General features: G+C 65.5%; 12 protein-coding genes and 1 pseudogene. 5 read left to right on the top strand and 8 right to left on the bottom strand.

What is annotated here, in order from left to right; all coding sequences use genetic code 11:
* Positions 1 to 48 precede the first annotated feature (48 nt).
* From H483_RS0120335 to H483_RS38965, 6 genes are all read right to left on the bottom strand, one after another.
* Positions 49 to 690, bottom strand: a complete 642-nt coding sequence (locus tag H483_RS0120335; protein WP_017838581.1) for a hypothetical protein — start codon at positions 688 to 690, stop codon at positions 49 to 51.
* A gap of 86 nt (positions 691 to 776) precedes the next feature.
* On the bottom strand, positions 777 to 2,819 hold the full coding sequence (locus tag H483_RS37630; RefSeq protein ID WP_017838580.1) for a cytochrome c oxidase assembly protein: 2,043 nt from the start codon (positions 2,817 to 2,819) through the stop codon (positions 777 to 779).
* Between the two features lie 370 nt (positions 2,820 to 3,189).
* Positions 3,190 to 4,131, bottom strand: coding sequence for a cation diffusion facilitator family transporter (locus H483_RS37625; RefSeq protein WP_017838579.1), 942 nt, complete (start codon positions 4,129 to 4,131; stop codon positions 3,190 to 3,192).
* Between the two features lie 6 nt (positions 4,132 to 4,137).
* Positions 4,138 to 4,515 carry a helix-turn-helix transcriptional regulator gene (locus H483_RS38970; protein ID WP_042330374.1) on the bottom strand — a complete coding sequence of 126 codons (378 nt, stop codon included), beginning with the start codon at positions 4,513 to 4,515 and terminating at the stop codon, positions 4,138 to 4,140.
* Positions 4,516 to 4,723: 208 nt separating this feature from the next.
* Positions 4,724 to 6,718, bottom strand: a complete 1,995-nt coding sequence (locus H483_RS37615; protein ID WP_031265412.1) for a heavy metal translocating P-type ATPase — start codon at positions 6,716 to 6,718, stop codon at positions 4,724 to 4,726.
* Entirely contained in the window at positions 6,715 to 7,077 is a 363-nt protein-coding gene (locus H483_RS38965) for a helix-turn-helix transcriptional regulator (RefSeq protein ID WP_063973160.1), read from the bottom strand. Before H483_RS38965 ends, H483_RS37615 begins: the two co-directional genes overlap by 4 nt.
* A gap of 306 nt (positions 7,078 to 7,383) precedes the next feature.
* On the opposite strand from H483_RS38965, the gene H483_RS37610 reads away from it, so the two are divergent.
* From H483_RS37610 to H483_RS37590, 5 genes and pseudogenes are all read left to right on the top strand, one after another.
* Positions 7,384 to 8,004 (top strand): TlpA disulfide reductase family protein, encoded by a 621-nt coding sequence (locus tag H483_RS37610; protein ID WP_017838574.1) that lies wholly within the window; start codon positions 7,384 to 7,386, stop codon positions 8,002 to 8,004.
* Positions 8,005 to 8,045: 41 nt separating this feature from the next.
* Positions 8,046 to 8,900 (top strand): annotated as a pseudogene (locus tag H483_RS37605) (cytochrome c biogenesis CcdA family protein).
* Between the two features lie 108 nt (positions 8,901 to 9,008).
* Positions 9,009 to 9,368 carry a helix-turn-helix transcriptional regulator gene (locus H483_RS37600; protein ID WP_031265411.1) on the top strand — a complete coding sequence of 120 codons (360 nt, stop codon included), beginning with the start codon at positions 9,009 to 9,011 and terminating at the stop codon, positions 9,366 to 9,368.
* Entirely contained in the window at positions 9,365 to 9,961 is a 597-nt protein-coding gene (locus H483_RS37595) for a cadmium resistance transporter (RefSeq protein ID WP_017838570.1), read from the top strand. Before H483_RS37600 ends, H483_RS37595 begins: the two co-directional genes overlap by 4 nt.
* Before the next feature lie 102 nt (positions 9,962 to 10,063).
* Positions 10,064 to 11,068, top strand: coding sequence for an arsenic resistance protein (locus H483_RS37590; protein WP_017838569.1), 1,005 nt, complete (start codon positions 10,064 to 10,066; stop codon positions 11,066 to 11,068).
* 140 nt (positions 11,069 to 11,208) lie between these two features.
* Here H483_RS37590 and H483_RS37585 read toward each other — a convergent pair whose 3' ends face one another.
* Positions 11,209 to 12,249 carry an ArsO family NAD(P)H-dependent flavin-containing monooxygenase gene (locus H483_RS37585; RefSeq protein ID WP_017838568.1) on the bottom strand — a complete coding sequence of 347 codons (1,041 nt, stop codon included), beginning with the start codon at positions 12,247 to 12,249 and terminating at the stop codon, positions 11,209 to 11,211.
* Positions 12,236 to 13,426: an MFS transporter gene (locus H483_RS37580; protein WP_042330372.1), complete on the bottom strand. Its 1,191-nt coding sequence runs from the start codon at positions 13,424 to 13,426 to the stop codon at positions 12,236 to 12,238. Before H483_RS37580 ends, H483_RS37585 begins: the two co-directional genes overlap by 14 nt.
* Between the last annotated feature and the right edge of the window lie 29 nt (positions 13,427 to 13,455).

The raw sequence follows: 13,455 nt of genomic DNA, 5'->3' as shown, positions 1-13,455 counted from the left end.
GACGGCGCAGGCTGGCCGACAAGGCCCTGGCTCCCCCACACTGGGCTTCTAACTGTGACGAACAACTGACAAGACGACGCCCACCGGCACACTCACTGCGAGGCTGGCAATGACAATCCGGTAGAGCACGAGATACCACGTACGCGGGCGCGCGTGACGCACAGTGGCCAGGAACAACGTGAGCGATATCAGCAACAGCACACCGCCCGCGGCCACCACGATCACGGAGCCGGTCAGGGTGCCACCGAGTACCGCACTGTTGGCCAAGTTGTAGGCGAGAAGCTGGACAACACGCAGGCGACCGAACAGTGTGCCGCCAGTAAGCAGTGCCTGTCCGACGCCCAGCCCTACCTGGGCCACCCCCGCAACTAGCACCAGGTAGGCCGCCACCCAGGAACCCTCATCGAAACCGGTGGGACCGGTGACCGCGGCGACAAGGCCGCCCGCGATGATGGCGGTGAGGCCGACGAGCACGAATTCTCGCATCGCCCGCCAGTGCGAGCGTGTGAACTCGGCCTGATTACGTGCGCTGTGACTCAGTTCGTCGCCCATTCTCTGTTTCCCCTCGCCGTGATCGGTGTCGTGGTCCTGGTAGCGGGGTTGCTCGCCACTGAGGTGGAGACCACCGGGTTGTCGCACCCGCCGGTTGGTGGGGTTGGGGATGTTGCGGCGGGCGGCCATCTCGTTCATGGGCTCGCTCCTATCGCCGACGTGCCTGGGGGACGAACAAGGGGGTGTGAGGGAACCATCCTCGACGACGAGGGTCCGCTTGTCCCCTACTTCCGGTCGGTCTGGGACATCTCGCGGAGCATGTCGTTATAGGCCTTGAGCTCGGCGTCGTCGTCCCGCTCGGCCTGCCGCTCCCCCCTCCGCGCCTCACGCATGTCCGTCTGGAACCACTGCCAGGCCAGGGCGAGCATGACGATGAACAGCGGGATCTCCCCCGCCGCCCACGCCACCCCGCCGCCGACCTGCTGGCTCTGCAGCAGATCCGGGACCCAGGGCAGCCCGATCCCCGAGTACCAGCTCTCGGCCAGCACGGTCTTGTAGTTCATGAGCACGATGCCGAAGAAGGCGTGGAACGGTAGCGAACCGAGCAGCACCATGAGCTTGTAGAAGGGCGAGAAGTGCCGCGGCGCCGCGTCCACGCCGATGATCACCCAGTAGAACAGGTAGCCGCTGATGAGGAAGTGCACGTTCATGAACATGTGGCCCAGGTGCTCGGAGGCCAGCGTCTCGTAGAACCCTCCGAAGTAGATCAGGTAGAACCCGGCCACGAACTGCACCGAGGCGACGATCGGGTGGGTGAGGAATCGGGAGAGCGGGTTGTTGATGAACTCCACGGTCCACTCGCGTGGTCCCGGCGGGTTGCCGCGGCCCGCCGCCGGGAGCGCCCGCAGTGCCAGTGTCAGCGGCCCGCCTAGGGCGAGCAGGACCGGAACGAGCATCGAGATGAGCATGTGCCCGACCATGTGGCTGGAGAAGTCGGCCATCATGTACATCCCCATACCGGAGCTGGTGGTCAGGAACAGCAGCACGCACCCGAGCACCCACGCCACGGTTCGTCCCACCGGCCAGGAGTCGCCGCGTCGGCGCAGGGTGATCAGCCCCCATACGTAGAGGCCGAGCAGGATCACCGAGGCCAGACCCAGCACCAGGTCGAAGCGCCACAGACCGAACACCGTCTCGAAGGAGAACGGCCCCGGCAACTCAAAACCCAGCAGCGACTCCTGCCGGGTGGGCACATAGAGCGGTGCCGGGGGCGGGGTGCGGCCGAGCGAGACCGACAGACCCAGGGTGCCCGCCATGATCACCGTTTCGACCAGTCCGATTCGTAGCAGCGTGCCGCGGTCCACCGGGGCGTTGGCCGACGTTCCCTCGATGCGGTTGATGATGCGCCGGCGCACCGCCAGCCCGAACACCGCCAACAGTGCCAGGCACAACGCTTTGGCCACAATCAGCAGCCCGTAGGTCGAAGACAACAGGTCGGCGGGGTGCAGACGGACCAGCCCGTTGATGATCCCGGTCAGCCCGAGCGCGACGATCGCCACCGTGGCCACCACCGAATAGCGGCGCAATGAAAGCGCTACCCGGCCCCCGCCACGCATCGCGTGGGCGATCACCGCGACGAGCCCACCGACGTAGAACGCGGCAGCGAACAGGTGGATAATCAGCGAGTTGGCGGCGATGTCGTGGGCGGTGCCGCCCGAGGCGTGGCCCGTCGCGGCAACGGGCAGGAGCGAGAGCACCGTGACCCCCAGCCAGATGACCGACCAGCGCCAGCTCACGGTGAGCCGCTGCCCGATCCCGGCGACCAGTGCAATGATCGCGGCCCAGCGCCACGAGGACGCCACCTCGATCTGAGTGATCGCCACGATCCACTGGTCCGGCGGCAGGGACTGCCAGAGCGTGCGCCCGGACACATCCGACAGGGTCAGCGGGATGAGCAGGGCCGCCGCGATCGCCCACGCGATGTTGATCCACGAGGAGATCTGCTGTGCGCGGTAGCCGTCCACGTCGAGGGTCTTGTCTTTCTGCGGCGGGGTGAAGAACGCGGCGAACAGCGCCATTCCCACCGCCACCGATGCCAGCAGCTCGGCGATCGCGCGGACCGCCGGGAGCCCGGCGGTGGTGAGCAGGCCCGGGTTCGGGACGCCGAGGAGCTCGAGTGCCAGGTCCGTGGACATTCGCGAGAGCGGGACCACCACACCTGCCGCCACGACCGCGAGCAGCACCACGACCGGCACCACACCGCGGGTACGCAGCGGTCTGGCGGTGGCGGAAGCTTTGGACGAGGGTGCCTTCGACGACGGCGACATGATCCCTATCGTAGGAAGCGGGTATCCCGGGGTCCGATTCGCGCCTGCTCTGCGCACCCCCGTGACCGGCGACGTTTCATGCGGGCCGTCCACCTGCCGGCGGACTAGCGGGCCTGCTCGCATGCGCCCACTCGGCCGCCGCTCTCTCGGACTCCGGGCCTCAGCTGATCAGACAGTCTCGGGTTCGGGCGGTGATCGCGTGGGTCGGCCAGCCTGCCGAGGCCTTCAGGGTCGTACCTTCACCCGCATTGGTGGCCGTCTCCGCGCCCGCCGATCCCTTTCCTGCCGCCGCGCCGAGCAAGTCCGCTGGCCGGACCCGCACTACCCATCGTGCAGAAATGTGAACCGTTCATCTCCGGCTCGTAGCGGGTCAAGCGTGTCGGACTGCGGGAGATTCACGGTCACGCACGGCGGCAGTCTCCAGTTGAATGGTGGCATGGTCAATGGAGACGGGGAAATGCTCCTTGACGCAGGTGAGGATCTCCTCCAGGATCTGCGGGGCGTGACCGGATTCGAAGCACTGATCATCGATCACGACATGCGCGGAGATGACCGGCAGGCCGGTCCCAATCATGGATGCGTGCAAGTCGTGCACGTCCCGAACATGGTCCAGCTCCAGTATGTGATCCCGAACCTCATCCAGATCGAGCCCCGTAGGCGCGTACTCCATCAGCACCCGAACCGTCTGCCGCAGAAGCGTGAACGCGCGCGGGATGATCAAGGCGGCGATGAACAGCGCGGCAATGGTGTCGGCTCGCTGGAAACCGGTGGTGTTGATGACGATCGCCGCAACGATCACCCCCACCGACCCCAAAGCGTCGTTGAGCACCTCCAGAAATGCCGCCCGCATGTTGAAGTTGTCGCCTCGCCTGGAGGCCAGCACCACAATGGCGGCGATATTGGCGATCAGGCCGATCACGCCGAACACCAGCAGTTCGGTACCGGGCACGTCCGCCGGCTCGAAGAGTCTGCGGACGCCTTCGATCGCGGCATAGCTACCGACGACGATCAGCAGGACAGCTTGCCCTAGTGCGGCGATGACTTCGATCCGGGCGAATCCCCAGGTCCGTTTACTGCTCGGTGGACGCAGCATCATCGTCGCGGCTATGACCGCAACCAACAATCCCGACGCATCAGCCAATGCATGAGCGGTGTCGGTCAACAACGCGAGACTGCCAGTGACCACGCTGCCCACCGCTTGGGCCACCACGATGATCGCGGTGATGCAGAACGCGATCAGCAGCCGACGACGCGTCCCGCGATCGGCCTGGGGAGAAGTACTTCCATGGTCGTGACCGTGGCTATGCCCCATCTCGACTCACTCCTGCCCGAGGTCAAGGTCGGGGTGGTCCTGGTGATCGCGCAGCGACGGCGACACCCCGGACGCACTCAACAGCGCATCGGCGGCTTCCACCAGGTCCGCCAGCCGGGCCGGCTCAGCCAGCGAGAACCACGAGGAGCGCCCCTCGATCCGCATTCTGACTAACCCGCAATCCCGCAGGCAAGCCAGGTGCTTGCTCACCGTGGACTGTGCCAGATGCATGTGATCGACCAGATCCCGAACCCGATGCTCACCACTGACCAGATGCTCCAACAACGCCAGTCGAGTTGGTTCTGCCAGAGCATGGAACAACGCTGCATAGGTGTTTCGATCCTCGAACGTCACTGAATCGGGCACCCCATAATTGATCGCCATAGAGCGATGTTAGCACGAACCGTCGATAAGTTCGGGTGGGTCTCGGCCATCGGTGTACGCATTGTTCTTGCTCAGTCGTGCCTGGCAGCTGATGCCCTCCCGTCGATGCCGGGGCGCAGCGCAAGGCCGTCCGGTCGATACCGAGTGTTGTGATGGTTGCCGTCGTTTTTTTCCGGCGGTGTGCGGTGCGGGGCACGCGGGCACAGTGTCAATGAGGGAGCGGTGCCAGCTGGTGCATGTGCCGGCTGTCGTCGCGGTCGGCAGTTCTTGGGCTCGAGGGTCGCTCGAGCTGCCTGGTGCGTGCGGCACGCAGGCCATTGAGTATCACGAAGACTTCGGCGACCTCGTGGACCAGGACGACCGCTGCGAGTCCCAGAATTCCGGTGATCGCCAGTGGAAGCAGAACGATGATGATCGCCAAGGACAGGATGATGTTCTGATTGATGACGCGACGACCGCGGCGGGCGTGGTCTATGGCGCGCGGGATCAGTCGCAAGTCATCGCCGGTGAATGCGACATCCGCCGACTCGACCGCTGCGTCGGAGCCGGTGGCCCCCATGGCGATTCCGATGTCCGCCGAGGCGAGCGCGGGGGCGTCGTTGACACCGTCGCCGATCATCGCCACTGGCCCCCGGCCGTCGGCACGCAACTCGGCGATTGCCTGCGCCTTGTCCTGCGGACGCAGCTCGGCACGCACGTCGGTGATCCCCGCCTCGACGGCCAGTGCATCAGCGGTGCGGGCGTTGTCGCCGGTAAGCATCGTCACGCCCATACCCCTCGACGCCAGCGACGTCATGGCCTCGCCGGCCTCTGGACGCAGCTCGTCGCGCACCCCGATGGCCCCGACCGGGTGGTCGTCGCGGTGGACGACCACCACGGTGATGCCGCGGGCCTCCATCGCGTGAACGTGATCTGCCAGAGGACCTGGGTCGAGCCAGCGCGGGCTGCCGACGGCGATGTGCGCGCCATCGATAAGGCCGGCGATTCCCGCGCCCGCGGACTCGGTGACCGCCGATGCGGCGGGGACCTCGGTAGCTGCGGCGGTGATCGCTGCGGCCAGCGGGTGGGTGCTGTGGGTTTCCAGAGCGGCCGCCCAGCTCAGGACCTCGTCCTGGGCAGCGTTGCCAGTGGTGAGGACCTGCGTGACGGTGGGCTGGTTTCGGGTCAAGGTGCCGGTCTTGTCCACTGCCACATGCCGGAGGTAGCCCATGCGCTCGAACGCGGCACCGGATTTGATGATCACCCCGAACTTGCTGGCCGCACCGATCGCGGAGACGACCGTAATCGGCACCGAGATCGCCAGTGCGCACGGCGAAGCGGCGACCAGTACCACCAGTGCTCGCTCGATCCACAGTCCGGAATCTCCGAAGATCGAGCCGATCAGGGCGACCAGAGCAGCCAGGATGAGAACACCCGGCACCAGCGGGCGGGCCAGGCGGTCGGCGATACGTGCCCGCTCCCCCTTCTCTGTCTGTGCCTGCTCAACCAGTTCGACCACTGTGGTCAAGGAATTGTCTGTCCCTGCGGCGGTGGCCTCGACCTCCAGGACGCCGGAGGTGTTGATCGAGCCGGCCAACACCGCGTCACCGGGCCCGACCTCGACGGGAATGGATTCACCCGTGATCGCCGAGACATCCAGGCTGCTCTGCCCGACACGAACGATCCCGTCGGTGGCCAAACGTTCGCCGGCGACCAGACGCAGCACATCGCCGCGTTCCAGAGACTCAACGGGCACGGTGCGGGTGCCCCCGGTGGCGCCGAGGACGGTGGCACTGGAGGGAATCAGCGCCAACAGGGCCCGCAAGCCCGAGCGGGCCTTGTCCATCGCCCGATCCTCCAGCGCCTCGACGATGGAGTACAAGAAGGCCAGAGCGGCGGCCTCCTCGATGAACCCGAGCCCGACCGCACCGGCGGCGCTGATCGTCATCAGCAGCCCGATACTCAACCGACCCCGGACGAGCAGACCCCGCACCGCGCCTGGAACAAACTGCGAGGCGCCCAGAAGGAGAGCGGTCCAGAACAGCCACGCCGCTGCAGTCTCCGCCCCGGGGCCGTTGGCGAGCCACTCGAGGATCACACCCAGCAGGAGCGTCAGGCCAGAGAACACCGGGATGAGGACGGCACCGTTGCGCCACCACGAAGCGGACTCGTCAGGGCCGGCCACTGGCCCGGCCGGCTCACAACCACACGCGGACGTTGTCACCGCCGACCCCCTTCCGAACTGCAGCAACCCTCGACCGGACACTGCATGTCCAGACAGGGCGCGTTCTCGTCAACGGCAAGAGTCGTCTCGACCAAGGCGTTCAACGCACGTGCCAGATGGGCATCGACGATCTCGTACCGATTCTGCCGACCCTCGAGTTCAACCACGACGATCCCGCAATCCCTGAGACAGGCGAGATGATTCGACACATTTGAACGCGTCAACCCCAGCTCCTGGGCAATCTCGGCGGGATACACGGGCCCATCCAGCAGCCTCATGAGAATTCGAGAACGAGTCGGGTCGGCCATCGCACGACCGAGTCGGTTCATCACACCTTGACGCGAAGCAACAGTCAGCATGCACTGAATAGTACAGGACTCAGTGAACTGTCCCTGGCGGTGTGACCACGCATCTAAAGACGACGAAACCGCAAGGCCAACACAGTCAATGGGCACAGGTGTACCTGGCCTACCCCCGGAACCCACCCGCTTGCCGCGCCGTTCTGGGGCGTTTAACAGGGCGGATAGTGGCTATGGCACGATCGGACAGCGGGAACATCTCGCCAGTGCCGGTCACGTCACTGGTGTTCGAGAGAGCCACCCCGTGCGGCACCGCCGGTTCGGAGCCGAGGGGGCAATGACCCGTCGCAGACCGGAGTGAAAAGCATGGGCAGTATCCGAGCAATCGGTTTCCGCGCGCGCCTCTGGGCGGCCCTGTGTGCGGGCGCCTTTGTCCTCTCCGGTTGTGGGAGTGGCACCGATGCGGTCGCGCAGGGCGGCACGTTTGAGTTCGTCAGTCCAGATGGACAGCTGGAGATCCACTACCCCGAGGAAGAACGGAAACCGGTTGCCGAACTCGCCGGGCCGGATCTGCTTGACCCAGACCAGACCATCGGGCTCGCTGACTACAAGGGCGAGGTGGTGATCCTCAATACGTGGGGCCAATGGTGTGGGCCTTGCCGCACCGAGGTCGACGATCTTCAGCGCCTTCAGGAGGAGTTCGAATCCCAGGGCGCCACCGTGCTCGGGATCAACGTGCGTGATCCCAATCGCGATAAGCCGGTCGACTTCGTGCGCGACAACGGCCTTACCTACCCGTCGATCTGGGACCCGTCCAACGCGGCCGTAGGTGCACTTCGCGGCTTTCCCACCTCGATCGTGCCGACAACCCTCGTGCTTGACCGGCAACACCGGGTGGCCGCCGTGTATTTGGCGGCGGTCACCGATTACCAACTTCGGGACGTCATCGCCGAATTGGTGGCCGACGAGGAGAGTGCCACGCCGTGACGAATGTTGCCGACCTCGTCTTCGCCGGTGCCATGCCGCCGATGGACGGCCTGGTGCTCGCGCAGGGTATCGGTTCGGCGTTCCAACAGACAGCGGCCAGCGGACCCCTTCTGCTCGCCCTCGGCGCCTGCCTACTAGCCGGTCTGGTCTCGTTCGCCTCGCCATGTGTGGTCCCGCTCATCCCCGGCTATCTCGCCTACCTCGCTAGCGTCGTCGGCGCCGAGCGACCACCGGTCACCGTGGCGCAGGCCGAACAGCGCCACAGCGAGTCGCGAACGATCACTCTCGAGGAAAAGAAGGCCAGACAACGCTCGCGCTACCGGGTCGTCGGGGCATCTCTGCTCTTCGTTGGCGGGTTCACCGTTGTGTTCGTCTCGCTTAGCGCAATGGTCCTCGGAACGGTTCAATACCTCGCACCACACGAGGAGTTGCTCCAGCGCATCGGCGGGGTCATCACCATCCTCATGGGTTTGGTCTTCATCGGCTTCGTACCGGTGCTGCAACGAGATACCCGATTCCAGCCGAAGGCTGTCTCTACCTGGGTCGGCGCGCCTCTCCTGGGCGGAGTGTTCGCCCTCGGCTGAACACCCTGCCTCGGACCAACGCTCGCCGCCGCACTGTCCGTCGCCGCCGGAAGCGGCTTCAGCGGCACGCGCGGTGTCATGCTCATCGTCGCCTACTGCCTCGGGCTGGGGCTGCCATTCATCCTCGTCGCCTGGAGCTCCACCTGGGCAATCCGAACCGTCGGCTGGCTACAACGCAACACTCGACGAATCCAGATCATCGGCGGCCTCCTACTCATCGCAGTGGGCATAGCACTGTTCAGTGGCGTGTGGGCACTGTTCATCAGTTGGCTACGGGACTTCGCAATCACCGGCACGACGCTGCCGATTTAACCTTCTGCGCGGCCCTTCCGGGGCGGTAGCGCCCGAGTCACAGAGCCCAGAAATGTCTAACCTGTTCAGACGCCCAGTCAGTTCAGCGCCTACTGTACAGTTCAGTGAATGCTGACTATATCGTCTTGTGTGGATGTGATGAACCGGTTGGGGCGGGCGATGGCCGACCCCACCCGGTCGCGGATACTGCTGACCCTGCTGGAGCGGACGGCCTACCCGGCGGAGCTGGCCCGCGATCTGGAACTGACGCGTTCGAACGTGTCGAACCATCTAGCGTGCCTGCGCGACTGTGGCATCGCGGTCGCCGTGCCCGAAGGCCGCCAGACCCGGTACGAGATCGCTGATCCGCACCTGGCGCGGGCGTTGGCCTCCCTGGTCGAGGTCACCCTCGCAGTCAATGAAAACGCCTCCTGCCTGGACCCGGCCTGTTCGGTGCCGGGTTGTTACGCCACGGAGGTGCAGGGGTGATCCTGTCCTCAGCCCTGCAGGCGATCGGTCTGTTCATCGCCACCAATATCGACGACATCATCGTCCTCTCACTGTTCTTCGCCCGCGGCGCAGGCCAACGCGGCACCACCGCACGCATCCTGGTCGGCCAGTACCTTGGATTCCTAGGCATCCTCGGCGCCGCTGTGCTCGTGGCCTTGGGCGCCGGGACGTTTTTGCCCTCGGAGGCCATCCCGTACTTCGGGCTGATCCCATTAGGCCTGGGACTATGGGCCGCGTGGCAGGCCTGGCGTGGGGACGATGACGACGACGACGCCAAAATCGAAGGTAAGAACGTGACCGTGTGGACCGTGGCCGCGGTGACCTTCGCCAACGGCGGGGACAACATCGGCGTCTACGTCCCAGTCTTCCTCAGCGTCGGCCCGGGAGCCGTGGTGGCCTACTGCGTCGTGTTCCTGGTTCTGGTCTCGGTCCTGGTGGGCCTGGCCAAGTTCGTGGCCACCCGTCGGCCAGTCGCCGAGGCTTTAGAACGCTGGGAACACATCTTGTTCCCCATTGTCCTGATCGGCCTGGGCATCTTTATCCTGGTCAGCGGCGGAGCCTTCGGACTCTAATCACGGCCGGCCCTCCCGCCGCCCACTCTCACTGCCACTGCCGACCAGGATCGTCAGCGACGTGAGGCCGAAGGCAAGGCCCTGTCCCGAGGAGGACGAACAATGATCACGTGGCTGGAGCGGTGGCAGATACCCCTGTACCTGGTGGCCCTGGGGGTCGGTGCCGTGTTCGGGCTGGCCACCCCTTCCGCCGCCCCGGGTCTGGAGCAGGCAATCAACCCGGTACTGATGGTGCTGCTGTACGCCACATTCCTGGGCGTGCCGCTTACCCGGCTCGGTCGCGCGCTGCGTGACGGCCGGTTCCTGGCCGGGCTGTTGGTGCTGAATTTCGCCATCGTCCCGGTCGTGGTCTACGGGCTCTCCCGGTTCGTCGCTGACGACCAGGCCCTGCTGCTGGGTGTATTGCTGGTGCTGCTTGCCCCGTGCATCGACTACGTCATCGTCTTCTCCGGGTTAGCTGGCTCCGCGCACGACCGGCTACTGGCCGCGGCCCCGCTGCTGATGCTCGTGCAGATGCTGTTGCTGCCTGCCTACCTGGGCCTATTTATGGGCCCCAGCCTGTTCGAGGTCTTGGACGTCGCCCCGTTCCTTGAGGCCTTCCTGTTATTGATCGTCACACCCTTGGTTCTGGCGGCCATCACGCAGTACCTGGCCGCACGGTCCGCCTCCGCCCGGAAGCTCATGGACGCGATGGAGTCACTGATGGTGCCGCTGATGATGGCCACCCTCGCCGTCGTGATTGCCTCGCAAGTCGACGCCGTCCGGACGGATCTGTCCTCACTGCTGCGGGTCATCCCGGTCTATGTCGGCTTCCTGGTCGTGATGATCCCCTTGGGAATCCTCACCGGCCGGGTCTTCAGCCAGGATGCCCCGTCGACACGGGCGTTGGTCTTCTCCGGGGCGACCCGCAACTCGCTGGTCATACTGCCCCTCGCCCTGGCCCTGCCCGACCCATTTGCCCTGGTCGCGGTCGTCGTGGTCACCCAAACCCTCGTCGAACTCGTCGGCATGGTCACCTACGTCCGGCTCATACCCCGCCTCATTCCACACCACCCTGGAGCCCGCTCCCTAACAACTTCGCCAGCTCCCAAGGGCAACCCGCCCTGATGTCCGCACAGGCCCTGTGGGGACCGACACCAGCCCAGGGCGCGTAATAACCAACGGGAGGGATCCGAGCCCCGCCGAACTGGCGGCATAGCTCGCACTCCCCTCACCCCCGAGGGAGATCACTCTGGTGGTGGCTGCGCCTATTTCACGGTTCTGCCAACTGATGCGGCGATTCTCCGGGCAGCCTGTTTGGCATAGGGCCCCACACCGGTGATCGTTGCCGCTCCGGGACCGGTCCAGTCGCCGTAGCCGACCACATGGAGGCCCGGATGCTTTGGTCGACCGTGGTCGAGCAACCGGCGTATCGGCCCGATCGCGGAGCGAAAACCCGTGCACCAAATCAGGTGATCGGCGTCGATCTCATCCAGTGAGGTGAACATCGGCGTGGCCTGCAGCCGTCCGGTGTCCCGAGCGCGGCGCACCTCTGGCAGGACGACGATGTCTCCTAAGGCTGAGTCTGTCCCGGGGTCGGGCTCGCCGCGCTGCAGGGCAAGGGCACGTAGTCGGTTGCGGCGGAACAGCACCCGTCCGTCGACCTCGTCGGGCATCCAGCGTGGTGGCTGACGGGTGTACCAGGTCACCTCGGCGACGCTCGTGAGTTCTGCGGCGATCTGGGCGCCGGAGTTCGCGCCGCCCACGACCGCGACTGTGGTACTTCGAAAGGGAGTTGTACCGGGGTAGTTGGCGGAATGCCACTGCGTGCCGGCGAAGGTTCCTGGGTGGGAGGGAACAAAGGGGGCGGACCACGTCCCGGTGGCCGCGACCACGTTCTCGGTCGTCCACGACTTCGTGCCCGCCCAGACGTGGTAGGTGCCCTTCTCGTAGATCACCTCGTTGACCGTGACGGGACGCTGGACCGGAATCCGGTAGCGCCGTTCATAGGCAGCGAGATAGTCCACGACATGGCAGGCCGGTGGAAACCCGTCATAAGGGGGCATCGGCCAGCCCGGCAGATTGGAGAACTCAGCGGTGGAGAACAGGCGCAGGGACGGCCAGACGTGTAACCAGCCCCCACCCGGGTTGGGTTGATTATCCAGAACGAGGGTGTCCACGCCTGACCGCAGCAGGTAGTAGGCGGTGGCCAGACCTGCTTGCCCACCGCCGATGATGATTGCCTCGTGGTGCTCCGGGGTCCAGTCTGTGTCCGAAATGGTGGTCAGCTCCTGTTCACGTTCGGGCACTTAGTGCTGCGGCCACGGTGAGCAGGACGGCCATGATGACTGCCATTGCAGGGTATCCACCGATGAGGCTGGCCAATAGGGGTCCGGACACGGGGGCGAGTGCGGTGACGGCGGTCATTGGTGCGTTGAATAGGGCGTTGATGGCGCCGAAGTTTTGGGTGCCCCACCGGTCGGAGACGGCGGTGGCCTGGAGAAGGGTGTGACAGCCGCGGGCCGCGCCTGTACCTACGGCCAGAGCGATGAGCAGCCAGGTCGGGCCGGGAGTTGTTGCCAGTCCCCACAGGCCGAGTGCACCGGCGCCGAGGATCACCAGTGTGCGGTGTTGGGGTGTGGTTCTTCGGGTCAGTGGTGGGTAGCCGAGTCGGCCGATGACTTGTCCTGCGCCCACCAGTCCGAAGGCCAGTGCTGCGGTCGAGTAGTCGATTCCTCGTTCCAGCAACAGTGGGATGAGGTTGATCGTGACGGCGAATAGCGTGAACGTGGCTGCCGTCATCACTACTTGCAGGGTGAGGAATTGGCGGGTTCTGGTGACCTGGCGGATCTCGGTTCGGGACTGCTGCACGGTCGGCTCGCTGGCGGTGTCTGACCAGGTGGAGTTGAGAAAGAAGGCGTGCAGGGGCACAGATACGGCGGCGAGGATGCCGGCCATGATGAGGTAGCTGGTGCGCCAACCGAACTGCTCGATCAGGGAGGCAGTGAGCGGGGCGAAGATGGTGGAGGAAAGCCCGGCGACGAGTGTCAGCGTCATCAGGGGGCCGACTCGTCGCGGGCCGTACCAGCGGGTGATGACAGCGAACGCGGGTGGATAGAGGACAGCCGATTGGGCGAACCCCGCCACGAGCCAGGCCAGATAGAACATGGGCAGGTTGGGAGACCACGCCACCAGCGCCAGGGCAGCCACACCGATGACCGCCCCGAGGGTCATCACCGTGCGTGGCCCTCGGGAATCCAGAACGGAACCGACTTTGAGGCCGGCGACTGCCGAGATTGTGAGACCAGCTGACAGTGCGCCGGTGATGGCGGTGCCACTCCAGCCGGTGTCCTGGGAGATCGGCGCGACAGCCGCGGGCAGTGAGTAGAAAAGTAGGCCCCAGCTGGTAGTTTGCGCGATACACAGAGCCGCGAGTCCGCCCCGGGGGCGGTCGATCCCAGGCGGTGTCGCGTCTCGTTCCGTCATTGGATCCGATGCCGGACACGACGTGTGAC

This window comes from Dietzia sp. UCD-THP (assembly GCF_000349585.1).
Taxonomy (GTDB): Bacteria; Actinomycetota; Actinomycetes; order Mycobacteriales; family Mycobacteriaceae; genus Dietzia; species Dietzia natronolimnaea_A.
This window is presented reverse-complemented; position numbering and strand designations above follow the sequence as displayed.

Bases quoted from the DNA above. Each gene is read 5' to 3' on its own strand.
- H483_RS0120335 (WP_017838581.1), bottom strand. From the start codon at position 690: ATGAACGAGATGGCCGCCCGCCGCAACATCCCCAACCCCACCAACCGG.
- H483_RS37630 (WP_017838580.1), bottom strand. From the start codon at position 2,819: ATGTCGCCGTCGTCGAAGGCACCCTCGTCCAAAGCTTCCGCCACCGCC.
- H483_RS37625 (WP_017838579.1), bottom strand. From the start codon at position 4,131: ATGGGGCATAGCCACGGTCACGACCATGGAAGTACTTCTCCCCAGGCC.
- H483_RS38970 (WP_042330374.1), bottom strand. From the start codon at position 4,515: ATGGCGATCAATTATGGGGTGCCCGATTCAGTGACGTTCGAGGATCGA.
- H483_RS38965 (WP_063973160.1), bottom strand. From the start codon at position 7,077: ATGCTGACTGTTGCTTCGCGTCAAGGTGTGATGAACCGACTCGGTCGT.
- H483_RS37610 (WP_017838574.1), top strand. From the start codon at position 7,384: ATGGGCAGTATCCGAGCAATCGGTTTCCGCGCGCGCCTCTGGGCGGCC.
- H483_RS37600 (WP_031265411.1), top strand. From the start codon at position 9,009: ATGCTGACTATATCGTCTTGTGTGGATGTGATGAACCGGTTGGGGCGG.
- H483_RS37590 (WP_017838569.1), top strand. From the start codon at position 10,064: ATGATCACGTGGCTGGAGCGGTGGCAGATACCCCTGTACCTGGTGGCC.
- H483_RS37580 (WP_042330372.1), bottom strand. From the start codon at position 13,426: ATGACGGAACGAGACGCGACACCGCCTGGGATCGACCGCCCCCGGGGC.